14 protein-coding genes are annotated in these 16631 nt (G+C 57.1%); 11 read left to right on the top strand and 3 right to left on the bottom strand.

The window, feature by feature from the left end; genetic code table 11:
• Window positions 1-3 precede the first annotated feature (3 nt).
• Entirely contained in the window at window positions 4-1263 is a 1260-nt protein-coding gene (locus tag H035_RS19440) for a PepSY-associated TM helix domain-containing protein (protein ID WP_022949135.1), read from the bottom strand.
• A 319-nt stretch (window positions 1264-1582) separates the two neighbouring features.
• Between H035_RS19440 and rpmE the strand changes: the two genes are divergently transcribed.
• Together rpmE and H035_RS0111545 are read left to right on the top strand one after the other, a co-directional pair.
• Complete coding sequence (gene rpmE / locus H035_RS0111550) at window positions 1583-1792, top strand: 50S ribosomal protein L31 (protein WP_022949134.1); 210 nt, start codon at window positions 1583-1585, stop codon at window positions 1790-1792.
• Window positions 1792-3102: a citrate synthase gene (locus H035_RS0111545; RefSeq protein ID WP_022949133.1), complete on the top strand. Its 1311-nt coding sequence runs from the start codon at window positions 1792-1794 to the stop codon at window positions 3100-3102. Before rpmE ends, H035_RS0111545 begins: the two co-directional genes overlap by 1 nt.
• Here the strand turns inward: H035_RS0111545 and H035_RS0111540 are convergent.
• Together H035_RS0111540 and H035_RS0111535 are read right to left on the bottom strand one after the other, a co-directional pair.
• A complete protein-coding gene (locus H035_RS0111540; RefSeq protein WP_022949132.1) occupies window positions 3099-3701 on the bottom strand; it encodes a hypothetical protein in 603 nt (200 codons plus the stop codon). The two genes, H035_RS0111545 and H035_RS0111540, sit on opposite strands and share 4 nt — an antisense overlap.
• 6 nt (window positions 3702-3707) lie before the next feature.
• The gene (locus H035_RS0111535; RefSeq protein ID WP_022949131.1) at window positions 3708-6038 is read right to left on the bottom strand and encodes a penicillin-binding protein 1A; all 2331 of its coding nucleotides are present in this window, start codon (window positions 6036-6038) and stop codon (window positions 3708-3710) included.
• Window positions 6039-6229: 191 nt separating this feature from the next.
• Here H035_RS0111535 and H035_RS0111530 point away from each other — a divergent pair, with 191 nt between their 5' ends.
• From H035_RS0111530 to H035_RS0111490, 9 genes are all read left to right on the top strand, one after another.
• Window positions 6230-7288: a pilus assembly protein PilM gene (locus H035_RS0111530; RefSeq protein ID WP_022949130.1), complete on the top strand. Its 1059-nt coding sequence runs from the start codon at window positions 6230-6232 to the stop codon at window positions 7286-7288.
• Between the two features lies 1 nt (window position 7289).
• Entirely contained in the window at window positions 7290-7865 is a 576-nt protein-coding gene (locus H035_RS0111525) for a PilN domain-containing protein (protein WP_022949129.1), read from the top strand.
• Window positions 7862-8494 carry a type IV pilus inner membrane component PilO gene (locus tag H035_RS0111520; RefSeq protein WP_022949128.1) on the top strand — a complete coding sequence of 211 codons (633 nt, stop codon included), beginning with the start codon at window positions 7862-7864 and terminating at the stop codon, window positions 8492-8494. Before H035_RS0111525 ends, H035_RS0111520 begins: the two co-directional genes overlap by 4 nt.
• Complete coding sequence (locus H035_RS0111515) at window positions 8494-9015, top strand: pilus assembly protein PilP (protein ID WP_022949127.1); 522 nt, start codon at window positions 8494-8496, stop codon at window positions 9013-9015. Before H035_RS0111520 ends, H035_RS0111515 begins: the two co-directional genes overlap by 1 nt.
• Before the next feature lie 125 nt (window positions 9016-9140).
• The gene (gene pilQ / locus H035_RS0111510; protein ID WP_026596541.1) at window positions 9141-11291 is read left to right on the top strand and encodes a type IV pilus secretin PilQ; all 2151 of its coding nucleotides are present in this window, start codon (window positions 9141-9143) and stop codon (window positions 11289-11291) included.
• 49 nt (window positions 11292-11340) lie between these two features.
• Complete coding sequence (locus H035_RS0111505) at window positions 11341-13275, top strand: hypothetical protein (RefSeq protein ID WP_022949125.1); 1935 nt, start codon at window positions 11341-11343, stop codon at window positions 13273-13275.
• A gap of 164 nt (window positions 13276-13439) precedes the next feature.
• Window positions 13440-13979 (top strand): shikimate kinase AroK, encoded by a 540-nt coding sequence (gene aroK / locus H035_RS0111500; RefSeq protein WP_022949124.1) that lies wholly within the window; start codon window positions 13440-13442, stop codon window positions 13977-13979.
• Window positions 13976-15097: a 3-dehydroquinate synthase gene (gene aroB, locus H035_RS0111495; protein WP_022949123.1), complete on the top strand. Its 1122-nt coding sequence runs from the start codon at window positions 13976-13978 to the stop codon at window positions 15095-15097. The genes aroK and aroB overlap by 4 nt, the downstream gene beginning before the upstream one ends.
• Window positions 15075-16610, top strand: a complete 1536-nt coding sequence (locus H035_RS0111490) for an SPOR domain-containing protein (protein WP_022949122.1) — start codon at window positions 15075-15077, stop codon at window positions 16608-16610. Before aroB ends, H035_RS0111490 begins: the two co-directional genes overlap by 23 nt.
• Window positions 16611-16631 lie beyond the last annotated feature (21 nt).

The following is a 16631-nucleotide window of genomic DNA, read 5'->3' as shown; positions in this document are numbered from 1 at the left end:
CGCCTAACTGATGGGGTAGGGTTGTCGTTTGTATCGGCGTGCCCGGCGTTTCCTGAGCCATAAAGTAATCCCGGTGACATAGAGCACCAGCGGCACGAATCCGGCGGCGCACCAAAGAATCCGACTGGGTAAGCCGAGAAATTCGCCGTTGTGGAGCGGCCACATGAGATTGAAAAAAGTTTCTCCGGCGGTGAATTGTTGAGGATCTTCGATCGCCAGCACTTCGCCGCTGTATTGGTCGAGCCATATCTTGCTGCGGGGACGGCGGCGATTGGCTTCGCCGGGCTGGCGCTTTTCGACCGCGTAAACCCCCTCGGGGCCGTCCGGGGTTGCGATCCAGCGTAGTTCGGCGTCGGGAAAGATTCGATCGGCGACGGCGACGGCGTGTTCGATGGAAATCGGTTCGGCGCCGGGTCTCGGTATGGACTTCAGTCCTTCCGGATCATGGAAGTGCATCGCCTGGACCGGCGAAACGAGTGCGACCGTCGGCTTGAGATAATCGTGCCAGCCGAAGGAGAAGCCGGTGAAGGCCAGGATGATGAGAATACCGGAGCCGAAAAAGCCGACTACCCGGTGCAGGTCGAAATGAAAGCGGATCGCGCTGGCGCCGCGCTTGAAGCTCAAGGCCTTCAAGAATTTTCCGGTGCGGGGCCACCACAAATAAATGCCGGTCGCCGCCGATATCAACAGGAACAATCCCAAAAAACAGACGGTTTTGAAGCCGATGATGCCGATTTGCCGCCCCCAGATTTCCCCGCTAAGCAGGCTGGCGTGAAGCGAATAAATCAGGGTCCACGGAGTTTGCCCCCAGACATGTTCCGCGACGATGTCGCCGGTGCTGGGATTGAGCTGAACCCGGAGGGGAGCGAACACTTCATCGCCGGACTTCAGCGGCTTGAGGTGGATTGCCCAAATATAATCGCGTTCGTAGCCGGGCATGAACAAAAGCCAATGTCCTTGGTCGCGCAACTGGGGATATTCCCGGTTTAGATTGGTCGCGGCGGCGTTCAACGGGAGGTTCTCCTCGTTGCTTGGGCGCGTTTCCGGCGCCGGCAATCCCCATTCTTCCAGCTCCCAATGAAAGACATTGACTGAACCGGTCAGGCCCAGGAGTACGAATAGAAAACCCAGGGAAAGCGCGATCCAACGATGCAGGGCGACCCACCGCTGACGTGCTTTCACTCGGCGGGAAACGAGCCGAACGGTTGCGCTGGCGCGGCGGTCCGTCGGTCGGGGGCATTTGACGTCAAGTTTGGCGCTCATGAATATCGCTGATGTTTCGGGTAGGCGGTAATAGCCTATACTGATTTATTTTTTTAAATTGTTACCAACAAGCTTCATGCCAAGAGTATGTTTTCTTTCAAATCCTGTTATTGCATTGAATTGGTAGGCTCGTGATTACTCGGGTGTTGTGTCATGTGCCCGATTGACTGCGGCATATGCCGCAGTCATAATCCCCACACTTGTTTCGCACCCGATCGGCCGGTCCGGAGTGCGCTCGATCGATCATGCCCTTGTAAAAAGGGTAGGGGTTTTCTATGATATCCCGTTTGTGTGCGTAAGACCTTTTTGAGGTATAGCTATGAAACCCGGCATTCATCCTGAGTACAAACCCGTCACCATTACATGTAGCTGCGGGAATAAGATCGAAACCCGTTCCACCCTTGATCACGACATTCACTTGGAAGTCTGCTCGGCTTGCCATCCCTTTTATACGGGCAAGCAGAAGATCGTGGACACCGCGGGCCGAGTCGATAAATTCCGGCGTAAGTACGGCAGCAAGCGGGCTTGATGGCTACCAAGCGGGTTACGGTTACCGATCCTGCGTCCGAGACCAGCACCGAGCTTCCGGTGCTGGAGGGGAGCTTGGGAACGCCGGTAATCGACATTCAGAAATTGACCAAGGAGTTGGGTTATTTTTCCTACGATCCCGGCTTTGTCTCCACGGCCAGTTGTCAAAGTGCGATTACCTATATCGACGGGGAACAGGGGATATTGCTCTATCGGGGTTATCCCATCGAACAACTCGCACAACAGAGTACTTTTCTGGAAGTCGCGCACTTGCTGATTTTCGGCGAATTGCCCAAGCCGGCCGAGCTTTCGGCTTTCGCCGCCGAAATCAAGCGTGAAGCGATGATTCACGAGACCCTGCGCAAATTCTTCGACGGTTTCCAATACGATGCCCACCCGATGGCGATGATGGTCGGTGTGGTGGGGTCCTTGTCCGCTTTTTATCACAGCGAACTGGACATGACCGATCCCGAACACCGCCGCATCTCTGCGATCCGATTGCTGGCGAAGATGCCCACGATTGCGACGGCTTGCTATCGCCATTCGGTGGGATTGCCATTCGTGTATCCGCGCGGCGATTTGGGATACTGCGAGAACTTTCTCAATATGATGTTCTCGTTGCCCTCCCTCCAGTACAGCGGAGATACCCAATGGTATCTGGATCCGTTGGCGTCGGAGGCATTGAGCTTGTTGTTCATTCTGCACGCCGATCACGAGCAAAACGCCAGCACCTCGACGGTGCGTTTGGCCAGCAGTACCGGCGCCAATCCCTATGCCTGCATTTCCGCCGGCATCGCCGCCCTGTGGGGGCCGGCCCACGGCGGTGCCAACGAGGCGGTACTGGGAATGCTCAACGAGATTGGCCATCCCGATCGAATTCCCGAGTATATCCGCCGGGCAAAGGACAAGAACGATCCTTTCCGATTGATGGGGTTCGGCCATCGGATCTACAAGAACTACGATCCCCGTGCGATGATTATCCGCAAGGCTTGCCATGCGGTATTGGAACGCTTTTCCCAGTCCGATCCCTTGTTCGATCTGGCGATGGCGTTGGAAGAAATGGCCTTGAACGACGATTATTTCATCGAGAAACGCCTCTACCCCAACGTGGATTTCTATTCCGGGATCATCTACAAGGCGCTGAATATTCCCGTCAATATGTTCACGGTCATGTTCGCCCTGGCCCGCACCGCCGGCTGGGTGGCCCATTGGCTGGAATTGAAGTCCGATCCCAAGCAAAAGATCGGACGGCCGCGGCAGCTCTATGTGGGTGCGCCGCGCCGCGACTATGTGTCGCAAGATCGGCGCTAAGCTTGCAGGTCGCTTTCGGCGAGCAGGCGCCGCAAGGTTTTGATCGAAGCTCGGCGGGCGCCGTGCTTGGGCGCTTGCCGCAATGCTTTGGGCGGGTAAAGCCGGGTCTCGATTACCCGCCCCTGCCACTCGAAAGTCAGGCCGGGAACCGTCGGCCCCTCGCCATGGGCGCCGGGTTCGGCAGCGGCGAGGTGATTGACTTCCTGGTAGGGTATCTCAGCCTCTATCAGTTTCCAGATGACCGCTTCCGGGGCATCGGGAAACAGATGTAAGGTGATCGGACTGTAATCGCCCGCCGTCCCCTCCAGTACGGATCCCACCAAGCGAGGGGAAAAATCTTCCAAAAACGCCATCGCTTCCAGGGCGATTTCCCGCAATCGACGGATGAAATCCGATTGGTGTTGAAAGCGGAAAATGCGGTGATATTCCCGCACGGCTTCTTCGATGGTTTGATTGTCCGGCAGGTTGTGGCCCCAATTCAAACCGAGCCGTTGGGCGGCCTTGCGCTTGGCAATGGCGTAATCGTTCACCCCTTCCTCGAGGATGATTTGGGCGCTGAGTTGGGCGATGCGAATGCGATTGCGGTGGGAAGGTTCCATAGCGATTCAAAACAGCGTGTTGAGTATCGATTCGGGCGAGTTGTTCGAGTCGGGTTGGGTCATGGTCGGCTGATACTCGGGCAGTTGCTCTTCCAGGAAATATTCCTCGATGGCGTCGGCGTGCGATTCGGTGCGTTTCCCGGTATAAGGATCGATCCAGGCGGTAACCACCTTGTCCGGTACCGGAAACGGATGTTCCGGCTGATTCTCTAGAGCGGCTTTCATGTACTCGATCCACATGGGGAGTGCGGCCCGGGAACCGGTTTCGCCGTAACCCAAGGGCTTTCCGGAATCGAATCCCACCCAACTGATGGCGACCAAGGGGGAGGCGTATCCGTTGAACCAGGCGTCGCGTTGATCGTCGGTCGTGCCGGTCTTGCCGGCCAGATCCTGCCGCCCCAATTGCTTTGCCCGGACCGCGGTTCCCCGGCGTACCACGTCCTGAAGCATGGTGTGCATGAGGTAATGGGTGCCCGGGGATAGGATCCGCGGGGCGGGATGCTCGCAGCTTTCGCAAGCTCGGAGGGGCTGGAGGCGGGATACGATTTGATCGTCGCCGAGCGCCACTTGTTCGATCAAGTGGGGTTCGATGCGATAGCCGCCGTTGGCGAACACGGAAAACACCCGGCTCATGTCGAGGGGAGAGGCGGTTCCGCTGCCCAGTGCCAGGGTCGGGGTTCGGGGCAGCTGTGACGGCTGGAAGCCGAACCTCAAGGCGGTGGCAATCACCTTATCCAGGCCGATTTCCCGCAGCAGACGAATGGAGACCAGATTGCGGGATTTGCGCAAGGCCACCCGCAGGCGGGTAGGGCCATAAAATTTACCGCTATAGTTCTCCGGCCGCCAAGCCCCTTCCGCGGTGTGGACCACGATCGGCGCGTCGTTGATCAGGCTGGCCGGCGTAAATCCCGTTTCCAAGGCCGCCGTATAGAGCACGGGTTTGAAGCCCGATCCGGGCTGGCGTTGGGATTGGACGGCGCGGTTGAATTCACTGAGATCGAAATCGTATCCCCCCACCATTGCCCGAATGGCGCCGGTTCGGCTGTCCACCGATATTAGCGCGCCTTGGATCTGAGGGATTTGGGCCAAGCGCCAGCGGTCTTTCGTATCCCGGCGAAGGCGGATTAAATCGCCCGGTTCAAACACATCCTCCACGGTTTTCGGAAAAGCGCCCAGGCGGTTACCGGACAACGCCGGGCGAGCCCAACGGATTCCGGACCACTCCAGGGTAACGGTTTGCCCGGAGGGCAATCGAATTTGCGCTTGCTTGGCTTTTTGGTTGACGGCCACCACCAGGCCGGGCAGGGTCGCGCCGGCGGACTCAACCCGGGCCAGCGCTCGGCTTATCTCGGCCTCCGAGGCGCCGGCCGCCACTTGTCCTTCGACACCCCGGTAACCGTGGCGTTCGTCATAAGCGTGAAGGGCGAATTGAACCGCCCGTTCGGCGGCCTGCTGCAGACGACTGTCGATCGTCGTTGTAACGCGATATCCTTGCGTATAAAGGGCTTCACCGTAACGCTCGTATAGCTCGGCGCGGATCTGTTCGGTCACATAAGGCGCCTTTTGCTCGAAGGGGTCGAGCGCGGCGCTGACGGGGACGGCGACCGCCTGCCGATAGGCGCTTTCGCTGATGAAATCCTGGTCCCGCATGCGTTTGAGGACGTAATTGCGGCGGGCTTTCCCCTCCTGGGGGTTGGTGATCGGGTTCAAGCGAGAAGGCGCCTTGGGCAGGCCGGCGATCATGGCGATTTGGGCGAGATCCAATTCCTCTAAAGATTTGCCGTAGTAGATTTCCGCGGCGGCGGCGACGCCGTAGGCGTGATGACCGAGATAGATCTTATTGAGATACAGCTCCAGGATTTCATCCTTGCTCAAGGTTTGCTCGATCTCCAGCGCCAGCAAGATTTCCTTGAGTTTGCGGGTATAGGTTTTCTCCGGGCTGAGAAAGAAATTGCGCGCCACCTGCATGGTGATGGTGCTGCCCCCTTGGCCTTTTTTTCCCGTACGCACCAGCTCCCAGGCCGCCCGGAGAAGTCCTTGAATGTCGATCCCGGGGTGCTCGTAGAAGCGGGCGTCTTCCGTGGCCAGAAAAGCGTGTACGACGCTTTCCGGTATCTCTTCGATCGCCACCGGAAAGCGCTTTTTGCTGCCGAACCGGGCAAGCAATTCCCCGTCGGCGCTGTAGATTTCCAATGGCGTTTGATATTCGACGTGCCGGAGGCCGCCGGGGTCGGGGAGTTCCGAAGAAAATTGATAATAAACGGCGGCCAGCAATCCCAGCCCTGCTAGGGCGGCGATTGCCGCAAGCCAGGCCAATCCTTTGAGCAGTCTAAACATAAATGGTCCGAATCGAGGAGATTTGTGAGAGGCTTCGCAATTTTCGCCCCCGAGCGTTCGAGGAGTTTTGAAATTTTTCTCTGCGCCCGGCCCGTTTTCGATTCTTAACTATACTACAAACTGTGACCGACGCCGTGCGAGGGCGTTCCGGATCATATCAGGGATCCGCTCAATATAAATATGATACGCCTATGTTATTCAGACGCAGACAACCTCCTTTGTTGGGAGTCGATATCAGTTCCGCAGCGGTTAAATTGCTCGAGTTGAGTCGGCAAGGGGACCGTTACCGGGTCGAGAGCTATGCCGCGAATCCTTTGCCGCCGGATGCGGTGGTGGATAAAAACATTCACAACATGGAAGTCATCGCCAAGGCCATCCGCTCGGCGCTCAAGAAATCCGGGACCCGTCTCAAGCATGCGGCGGCCGCAGTGGCGGGGTCGGCGGTCATTACCAAAGTCATCACCATGCCCGCTTCCCTTTCCGACAAGGAATTGGAGGAGCAAATCGAGCTGGAGGCCGATCAGTACATTCCGTATTCGATGGATGAAGTCAGCCTGGATTTCGAGGTTTTGGGTCCCAATAGTCAAAACCCCGATATGAATGACGTACTTTTGGCGGCAAGTCGGCGGGAAAACGTGGATAACCGAGTGGCCGCTTTGGAAATGGCCGGGTTAAAGACCATGGTGGTGGACGTGGAAGCGTACGCCATGGAAAACGCTTTTTTCCTGATCAAAAAGCAGTTGCCGGATTTGCTTGAGGACGGAGCGATCGCCGTCGCGGACGTGGGGGCGACGATGACCACGTTCAACGTCTTGTATCGTGGCCGCATCATCTATACCCGGGAGCAGGGATTCGGCGGCAAGCAGTTGACCGAAGAGATTCAGCGCCGGTACGGCCTGTCCTACGAGGAAGCGGGATTGGCGAAAAAGCAAGGGGGATTGCCGGACAGCTATACCACCGAGGTGCTCGAACCATTCCGGGTGGCGATGGTTCAGCAGATCGGGCGCTCTTTACAGTTTTTTCTGTCCTCGAGCGCTCATCGTGATGTGAAGGCATTGGCTCTGGCCGGAGGGTGCGCCTCTATCGGCGGGATTGACCGGTTGGTCGAGCAAAAACTGGGCTTGCCGACCATTGTGGCCAATCCCTTCGTCAGTATGAGTTTGGGGCCCAGGCTGGATGTCCAGGCGCTGCGCCAAGACGCTCCGGCCATGATGATCGCCTGTGGATTGGCTATGAGGAGTTTTGACTGATATGGCTCGTATCAATTTACTTCCCTGGCGAGAGGAACTGCGTCGGCAACAGCAAAAGGAGTTTTTTCTAGGTGTGGGATTGGCAGCCAGCCTGGCGGTCCTGTCCATGCTGCTGGTGCATTGGTATATCGCCGATCAAATCGAATATCAACAGCAACGCAACCAATATTTGTCCGACCAGATCGCGATTTTGGACCGCAAGATCAAGGAAATTCGTGAACTGGAGACCAAGCGGGATCGATTGATCGCCAAGATGGATATCATCCAGCGCCTTCAATCCAGCCGGCCGGAAATCGTGCATTTGTTCGATGCGCTCGCCCGGACGCTACCCGAAGGGGTTTACCTGACCAAATTTACCCAGTCGGGAGGCAATCTCGCCGTAGACGGCATTGCTCAATCCAATGCGCGGGTTTCAGCCTACATGCGCAACATCGAGAATTCCCTCTGGATGGAAAAACCCCAGCTTCAAATCATTCAGTCCAAGGGGGCGACCCAAAGCGAGCGCGAAGGGGTTTTTTCTCTGAAGATCAAGCAAACGCATCCTAAATCGGGGGATGCAGGAGGTAAGCCGTCATGACCCCCCTCTCCGAAGTCGATTGGGATTTGGAATCCGCGGGTACCTGGCCGCTGCCGGTCAAGATCGCGGTCATGGTCATCATTGCCGCAGTGGTGGCCGGGTTGTGGATATATTTCGACACTCAGGATCAATTGGCGCAACTGGACAAAGTGCGTCAAGAAGAAAAAAACCTGAAAGACACCTTCGCCAGTAAACAGAAAAAAGCCATCCATTTAGAGGAATACAAGCAACAATTGGCGGAGATGGAAAAAACGTTCGGGGACATGCTCCGCCAATTGCCCAACAAGGCGGAAGTCCCCGATTTGCTGGTGGATGTTTCCCAGACCGGCTTGGCGGCGGGACTCGAGTTCGAGCTGTTCCAGCCGCAAGCGGAAAACAAAAAGGATTTTTATGCGGAGCTTCCCATCCGTGTCCGGGTGACCGGCGACTACGATCAGTTGGGGGCGTTTGTGAGCGGCCTGGCCTCCTTGCCTCGTATCGTAACGGTTCACGACGTCGCTCTGGCGCCGGTCAAAGATAACGCCCGGATGGTCATGAATGCGGTGATAAAAACCTACCGCTACCTGGACGAGGAAGAAATCGGAGGGCGAAGCTCATCCAAACGAGGCGGAAAACGGGGAAGACGGTGATGCGGTTGAATAAGTTTTTCATCTCCATCTGGAGTATTTCATTGCTGGCCGGTTGCGGCGGTCAGGATCTTTCCGATCTGCATGCTTACGTGGCCGAGGTGAAGGCAAGACCGAAAGGCGCCATCGAGCCCTTGCCGGAAATCAAGACGGTGGAAACCTTCGTGTTCGATCCGGAAGGCTTGCGCGATCCCTTCACTCAGAAAAGGCAGGCGCCGCCGCCCCAAGTGGCGGTGACCGGTAACGGTGTCAAACCGGATCCGACCCGCCCGCACGAAGTTCTCGAGGATTTCTCCCTCGACAGTTTGCGCATGGTGGGAACGATTGAAAAAGACGATCTGCTGTGGGGGTTGGTGCAGACGGCCGATAAGACCATTTATCGCGTCAAAACCGGAAACCATATGGGGCGCAACTATGGCCGCATCACGCACATAAACGAAGATCGTATCGAGATGGTGGAAATCATCCCCGACACTCCCGGTACATGGCGCGAAAGGCAAGCAGCGCTGGCTTTGGCGGAGTGAATTAGAGATTCGACTGCAATTGCGAATAGAGGGTAGCACTTATGTTTAATGACGATGTCGCGGGAAAAGAAGGATTGTCGCCCGCTTTTTCGGGCTCGATTCCTTCGGGTGTAGCTCGGCCACGAATGGATTCGCCATTCTGTCGAAGCGTCCGGCGGATGATGTTCCATCTGACCTGGTTGATCGGATGGTTGGGGTTGGCGATTGCCGCCGGCGCGGCGGAAATCAATCTGCAGGATATTCAATTCACGACTTTGCCGGGCGATCAGCTGCGCATGCGATTCGTCCTCGATGGGTCGGCGGAGGCGCCGAAGGTGTTTCAGACCGACAACCCCGCTCGTCTGGTGCTGGATTTCGACGGTGTGCGTAACGCCATGGGGGAAAAGAGAATCCCGGTCAACACCGGCGTGGTGACCGAGGTTAATGCGGTACAAGGAAACGGACGAACCCGTCTGGTCGTCAATTTGGTTTCCATGGTGCCCTACGATCTGGAGACGGAAGGCAATGAAGTACGGCTAACTTTGAAAGATGCCGGGGCCATTGCCACTACCGAAACGCCGAGTCGGGTTTCCGGCATGCCGGATCAGCGCATCGAGAAGATCGATTTTCGCCGGGGTCCCGGCGGGGAAGGGCGGATCCTGGTATTCCTCAAAGATCCCAATACCCTGGTGGACCTCCGCCAGGAAGGCGGGAAAGTAGTAGCCAGTTTCCTGAATACCCGGCTCCCATCCCGGTTGGCCAAAAAACTGGATGTCCTCGATTTCGCGACCCCCGTCGAAAGCATCGAAGCCTCCAGCGACGGACGCAAAACCCAATTGGTCATTACCCCGGCAAATTCGAATTACGACTATCTCTCTTATCAATCCGACCGTCTGTTGACGATTGAATTCCGGCCGTTGACGCGGGCCGAGAAAGAGGAAATCAAGAAGAAAAAATTCCCCTACACGGGCGATCGCCTATCGCTCAATTTTCAAGATATCCCGGTTCGCTCGGTACTCAAGATTCTGACGGAATTCACCGGGCTGAACATCATCGCCGCCGACTCGGTCAAGGGGAACGTCACTTTGGGCTTGAATAACGTCCCTTGGGATCAAGCCTTGGATTTGGTATTGAAAGCGAAGGGCCTGGGTAAGCGCAAGGAAGGCAACATCATCTGGGTCGCACCCCTTGATGAGATCATCAAGCAGGAGAAAAAGGAGCTGGAACACGTCAGCTTCCGGGAAAAAACCGAGCCTCTAAGGACCGAAATCATTCAGCTCAATTACGCCAAGGCGGTGGATGTATTAAAAGTCCTTAAAGGCATGCAAAAAAGCCGAATCCAAAAAAGATCGCAAAGCGGTCAAAACCAATCCGTTTCCCATTATGCGTCTAATTTTAAAGAAGAGGTCATCTCGAAGGAAAAAGTAGCTGGAGGCTCCGTGCTTTCCGAGCGCGGGGAAGTCAATATCGACGAGCGGACCAATATCCTGATCGTCAAGGATACCCCCCACAATCTAGAAGCGGTACGCAGATTGGTGCAAACCCTCGATCGGCCGGTTCGGCAGGTGTTGATCGAATCGCGGGTGGTCATCGCCAACGACGACTTCACCCGCGATCTCGGGGTCCGGCTGAATGCCGCCAAGCGAGGGGGCAATCAATCCGACGGCACGCAGACCTTGCTGGGCGGCGTATTGGGAAATAACAACGGTATCGTCGATTTGCCCGCGGCCATCGGTACAGGCGCCGGCGGCGGCATGGGAATCGCCATCTTCAAGCTCAATCGGTTCCTGATGCAGCTGGAATTGTCCGCCCTCCAGAACGAAAACCGGGGGGAGATCGTCTCCATGCCGAAGGTGGTCACCCAGGATCAAACCGAGGCGGTGATCGAGCAAGGTGAGGAGATCCCGTTTCAATCGGTGAGTCAAAACGGGACCCAGACCCAGTTCAAGGAAGCGGTGTTGAAGCTCCAGGTAACACCCCACATCACCCCCGACGACAACGTCATCATGGATCTTCAGGTGACCAAGGACGCGCGTGGCGAAGTGACGCCCGACGGGCAAATCGCCATCGACAAGCGGGAAATACAGACCACGGTCCAAGTGGCCAATGGCGAAACGGTGGTGCTTGGGGGAATCTACGAACAGGAGAAAAGCAAAACGGTCAACAAGTTGCCGTTCTTCGGCGACCTGCCCGGTCTCGGCTTCCTGTTCCGGCGAGATCAGAAGATCGATCAGAAGCGCGAGTTGTTGGTCTTCATCACGCCCAAGGTCCTGAAAGAAGCCACGGCCATGCGTTGATGGATGTGAGGGAAGATCGAGTTAACCGTAAATGCGTTGAGGATTGCGAATGATGAACACGAAGGCGATGGCGATTTCCTTGCTGCTCTCCATGGGGCTGAGCCAAGGAGTGCAGGCGGACTTGCTTGGACAGTTGACCGGCGGAAGCAGCGCTTTTCCCGATCTCAGTGGTGGGGACGGGGAAGATGAAGGCATTTCAAGTGACTTGGAGCAAGCGATTAGCGAAATTGAACCCAACGACACCCCTCAAAACGCCACTGCTTTGACGCCGGGCGAACTCCATCTGGGAACGTTCGATTCCAATTCGGATCTGGATTGGTACCAATTCCAGGCGATCCAGGCAGGAGCAACGGCAACGATCGAAATTCCCGCCCAAGGGGGAGGCTGGCGTTTGACCTTGCAGGATCGTTCCGGCCAGGTGTTGGCTCGTTTTCCCAATGAAGAGGATGCCGATCGCCGCTTCCAGGTGGTGTTGCCGCAGATTGGTGATTTTTTCCTGGTTGCCGAACCTTTGCAAGATGCCGCGGATTACTTCTTTTCGCTATCCGGGGAAGGAATTGTCCTGCCGGGAACCGGGACCCCGGATGAAGCGCCCGTGACATCCCGCCGCGACGAGTTTCTCGCAAAGGCGCAGCGCGAGAAAGAACCCAACAACCATATCGCCGCCGCCAATCCGGTGGACCCTGGTCAGCCGGTGAGCGGGCAATTGTTTTCATTGGAAGACGAGGATTGGTATGCCCTCCGCGCGACCCAGGCCGACACGATCGTCAATGTGGAAATGCCGGCGGGACCCGCTCAGTGGCAAATTGCCCTGCTGGATGAAGCGGGCAATCTTTTGGATGCCCGAGTGAGTTCGACCGAAAACGAACTGCTCTATTCCACTTTGCTCGAAAAAGCCGGGAAGTTTTATCTCGTTGTTTCGGGCGTGGAAGATTCCGATTCTCGTGACAATTACACATTCAACGTGACGGGTGAGGGGCTCGAGAATCCCGAGGACCGGAACCTCAATGCCAACTTCCACGATGCCGAGATCGAATTCAACGATACCTTGGAAGAAGCCAATTCGTTGACTTCCGCGGTGCGCTTGGTCGGGCAGCTGCGCAACAGCTCGGACGTGGACCTTTATCGGCTGGAAAGCCCGGGGGACGAGATTTTATCGATCGAATTGTGTCCGGGAAATGCGGTGTGCGGCGATCAATTCACGGAAGGATCGGGTCCCTGGGTGTTATACGTGTTCGACGGAGATCGGGTGACTCAATCCATGTTGGATGCGGAGGTACCGCTGACGGTTTGTTCAGGCGACCAACCGACTCAGGTTTTTACCAATCACATGTATTTATCCCTCAATGTAGGGGTGTTCGACGATGCCTTACTGGGGATCATCGATCCCGCCTTCGGCGTCAGTCGGCGGGTGGAGGTCGGCCTCAAGGACCCCGGGGCGTATTTTCTGGCGGTCTCTTCGCCGCTACGGCGGGATGAAGATGGCAGCGTGATCCTGAAGGAGGAGGGGACATGCGGCAAGGATGAAGAGGGCAACGATGTGAAGATCGAGGAACAAAAAATCATCATCGAACCCTTCAGCGATGACCAATATGAAATGCAAGTGGTGCAAACCAGCCTAACGCCTTCCATCACTTTGGATACCATCACTCAAACCGCGCTACGGGAAGATTACGGTAGCGACGTCATGCATGTGCCAGTAGTGGAAGTGAACGGGGTGGAATATAGTGCCGATTTGCTCCGCCTCGAGCAAAACGGCGAGGTCATGTTCGAGTTGCTGAATGCCGAGCCGATCGGCACGGCGACAGCGGCGACCGATGTGGAATCATTGAGGCGTGAAGCGATGCGGGCGACCTTGAACGGGGATAACGTGCATATCCCGTTGGCCCAATTAGACGGTCATTATTATTCGGGCGACCTGCGTCTCGTTCAAGATAACGACCGTATGTTGTTCGAGGTGATTCAATTCAAGCGTCTGGATTGATCAGGGGCAACCACCGGGAGATTGAGGGCAACCCCAGGGGGTTGCCCCGACCGACCAACGGGGGTTGATTGCGTAGGGGCGGCCCCTGTGGCCGCCCATCTTAGGCCGGGCATATGCCCGGCCTTTTTGTTATTCTACTGGGCAGTTTTTCGAATCTGTCAGTCATGGTTCAGAAGGATAATATTTTCCTGATCGGTCCGATGGGATCGGGTAAAACCACTATCGGGCGATTGCTGGCCCGAACCCTGGGGATGGTGTTTTTTGACAGCGACCGGGAGATCGAGGCCCGTACGGGCGTCGATATACCCTTGATTTTCGAATACGAGGGAGAAACCGGTTTCCGGCGGCGCGAGCACGAAGTTTTGGCGGATTTGGTCCAATTACGTGGTATTGTATTGGCCACCGGCGGCGGGGTAATTCTCAGACCTGACAACCGTGCGCTTTTGCAGCGACACGGGTTCGTCGTATATTTGCGCTGTGCGGTGGAAAAACAATTGGAGCGGACCTGCAAGGACAATCATCGACCCTTGCTCAAGACAGCCGATCCGGAACGGCGCTTGCGGGATTTGATCTCGGTCCGGGCGCCCCTGTACGAGTCCATCGCCGATGCCGTGGTCGATACCGGCACCTGCTCCAGTCGTCAGGCCGCCAAAAAAATTCAAAAGTTCTATCATGCTTTTGAGAAGCAATCATTAGCTAAATGACCGATTATCAGGACAGAGCATCTGCTCACCCCGTAAACACCCTTTCCATCGATTTGGGCGAACGCAGCTATCCGATCTATATCGGGACTGGTCTGCTGGAACAAGCATCCCTTATCAACCGCCATGTTCCGGCCCGCCAGGCGATGGTGGTCACCAACGAGGTGGTGGCTCCCTTGTATTTGAATAAGGTGATGGACGGACTCGACGTGCCCGCCAAGGCGAGCCTGGTGCTTCCCGACGGGGAAGCCCATAAAACCCTTGCCACCGTCGAACGAATCTTCGATGCGCTCCTCGAGCAACGCTTCAGCCGAACCGCCACTTTGATCGCCCTGGGCGGCGGCGTGATCGGCGACATCGTGGGATTCGCCGCCGCTTGTTATCAGCGGGGCATTCCGTTCATCCAAATTCCCACCACGTTGTTGGCGCAAGTGGATTCGTCGGTGGGCGGCAAGACCGGCGTCAACCACCCCCTGGGAAAGAACATGATCGGCGCCTTCTATCAACCCCAGTGCGTGATCGCCGACACTTCCGTGTTGGAAACCCTCCCCGACCGGGAATTGCGCGCGGGCATCGCCGAAATCGTCAAGTACGGCCTGATTCGAGACGAGCCGTTTTTCCGCTGGCTGGAAGCCCACATCGATCGACTCTTGGCCCGCGATCCCGAAGCCTTGGCCTACGCCATCGAACGTTCCTGCGCCAACAAGGCCGACGTGGTAGCGGCCGACGAACGCGAATCCGGATTGCGCGCGATCCTCAACTTCGGTCATACCTTCGGTCACGCCATCGAGACCGGCATCGGTTACGGCCGTTATCTTCACGGCGAGGCGGTGGCCATCGGCATGTGCCAGGCGGCGGATCTGTCCTGCCGAATGGGCTGGTTGGCGCCGGCGGATGGCAAGCGGGCGATCGCCCTCTTGGAGCGCGCTGGCTTGCCGGTGACGCCGCCGAAAACATTGGACAGCGACCGTTTTTTGGAGTTGATGGCGGTGGACAAGAAAAATATCGACGGTAGCTTGCGTCTGATTTTGTTGGAAGGGATCGGCAAAGCCGCCTTGCCGCGTTCGGTTTCAACCCCAACCCTCAGAGCGACGCTCGATGAGTACGGCAGGGCTGGCTGAGACTTTCCGGGACAGTCGTCGAACCGGAGGAAATTTCGATTTCCTCGGCGCCGAGCGGCAGCAGAAATACGACCTCTTGTCGCATCTGCTGACCAATCTGCACAAACCTTTGTTTCTGTGTGGTCCGGACGGCATCGGCAAATCCACTTTTCTCCGGCAGTTGCATGACCATCCTCCCGAGGAAGGCGTGGTTTGCTTGATCCAGGACGCGTCCGCGCTGAATATGGAGGGGGTGCATCAAGCTTTGGCCGAAGCCTTGAATCTCCGGGGCTCCGGGAATTTGCAAATCGGTGGCGTGGAGACGGCATTGCGCCGTCACCTGGAGACGCTTTCGCATCGAGACGAGTCCAGGATTTACGCCCGGGAAATCGTGATTTTGGCTTTGGATGACGCCGGATTGGCGCTTCCCGGCTTGTTGGAGGCACTCTGCCGTTTCGCCGCCGAGTTTCCGGCGCTGCGCTTGGTGGCGGCCTTGCGCCCCGACGATCTGCACGTCAAGGCGGTGACCGACGCTTGGGTGGTGGAAGAGGCTCATATCATCGAATTGCCTTCCTTGACCGAAAAGCAGTGCGCCGATTATCTAGGCCGCTTGTGGACGCGCTTGGGACGGAGCGGAGCGCCGGACGATGCGATGGTCCGGGAGGTCTATCGCCGTTCCCACGGCATTCCCGCCCGGGTTCGCGAGGAAATGCTGAATCTGGTCGGCAAGCCGCCGTTGCGTTGGCACCGCGCCTTGGCCAAGCCGGTCTACTTGGCGCTTGTTCTGGTGGTGGCCGCGGTCGTGGCATTGACCTATTGGCAACAGTCCCATACCCCGGCCGGCGAGATTCACGCGACGAGCGAGGATCCGGATTTGACGAGCGGGCCGGAAAATGGAGACCTACAAACCCCGACCGAGTTGCCGTTGACTATCGTATCCGAGGGGCAAACGGCTGCGCCTGGCGTGGAGCAGGAATCGGAGACGCCGCTGGATGCGCCGTCTTCCGTGGCGGTCGACGATCTTGCAGAAGTCCTTCCTCTGCCCGGGATTCCGCCTGCTCTTCCGAAATTTGCGGTTACGCCGGAAACGCCGGTGCAGCCGCCGCCAGCGGAGATGCCGACCGCTGCTGAGCCGCGGCCATCTGAACTTCAACTCGCGAAGGAAACAGATGTTTCGGCACCGATCCAACCGGAGCAGCCCGCCGATGCCCCGGCCGGCCTCGGGGCCTTGGGCGTCCGCGACCGCCAGTGGCTGATGCGGCAAAACCCTTCGCATTACACCCTGCAGATCGCCGCCTTCGAGACGCTGGTGGATCTCAAGGATCTCGTCGAACGCTATCCCAAGCTGCGACCCTTGGCTTTTTATCACAAGCTGCGGCGCGGAAAGGATTGGTATTCCCTGTTATACGGGGTGTATCCCTCTCTCGCCGCGGCCCGGCGCGCCGGCGAGAAGTTGCCTTCGGGCTTGGGCAAGCCCTGGTTGAGGCGGATGCGTTCGGTGCACCAAGAAATCGATACCGCCCAATCCCAATGAGAAATCAGGAGCTGTATTTTC

It is taken from the genome of Methylohalobius crimeensis 10Ki (assembly GCF_000421465.1).
Taxonomy (GTDB): Bacteria; Pseudomonadota; Gammaproteobacteria; order Methylococcales; family Methylothermaceae; genus Methylohalobius; species Methylohalobius crimeensis.
This window is presented reverse-complemented; position numbering and strand designations above follow the sequence as displayed.

Excerpts from the sequence above, each read along its gene's own strand:
- H035_RS0111490 (WP_022949122.1), top strand. The coding sequence starts at position 15,075 with ATGAGTACGGCAGGGCTGGCTGAGACTTTCCGGGACAGTCGTCGAACC.
- H035_RS19440 (WP_022949135.1), bottom strand. The coding sequence starts at position 1,263 with ATGAGCGCCAAACTTGACGTCAAATGCCCCCGACCGACGGACCGCCGC.
- H035_RS0111505 (WP_022949125.1), top strand. The coding sequence starts at position 11,341 with ATGATGAACACGAAGGCGATGGCGATTTCCTTGCTGCTCTCCATGGGG.
- pilQ (WP_026596541.1), top strand. The coding sequence starts at position 9,141 with ATGGATTCGCCATTCTGTCGAAGCGTCCGGCGGATGATGTTCCATCTG.
- H035_RS0111545 (WP_022949133.1), top strand. The coding sequence starts at position 1,792 with ATGGCTACCAAGCGGGTTACGGTTACCGATCCTGCGTCCGAGACCAGC.
- rpmE (WP_022949134.1), top strand. The coding sequence starts at position 1,583 with ATGAAACCCGGCATTCATCCTGAGTACAAACCCGTCACCATTACATGT.
- aroB (WP_022949123.1), top strand. The coding sequence starts at position 13,976 with ATGACCGATTATCAGGACAGAGCATCTGCTCACCCCGTAAACACCCTT.
- H035_RS0111530 (WP_022949130.1), top strand. The coding sequence starts at position 6,230 with ATGTTATTCAGACGCAGACAACCTCCTTTGTTGGGAGTCGATATCAGT.
- aroK (WP_022949124.1), top strand. The coding sequence starts at position 13,440 with ATGGTTCAGAAGGATAATATTTTCCTGATCGGTCCGATGGGATCGGGT.
- H035_RS0111525 (WP_022949129.1), top strand. The coding sequence starts at position 7,290 with ATGGCTCGTATCAATTTACTTCCCTGGCGAGAGGAACTGCGTCGGCAA.
- H035_RS0111540 (WP_022949132.1), bottom strand. The coding sequence starts at position 3,701 with ATGGAACCTTCCCACCGCAATCGCATTCGCATCGCCCAACTCAGCGCC.
- H035_RS0111515 (WP_022949127.1), top strand. The coding sequence starts at position 8,494 with ATGCGGTTGAATAAGTTTTTCATCTCCATCTGGAGTATTTCATTGCTG.
- H035_RS0111535 (WP_022949131.1), bottom strand. The coding sequence starts at position 6,038 with ATGTTTAGACTGCTCAAAGGATTGGCCTGGCTTGCGGCAATCGCCGCC.
- H035_RS0111520 (WP_022949128.1), top strand. The coding sequence starts at position 7,862 with ATGACCCCCCTCTCCGAAGTCGATTGGGATTTGGAATCCGCGGGTACC.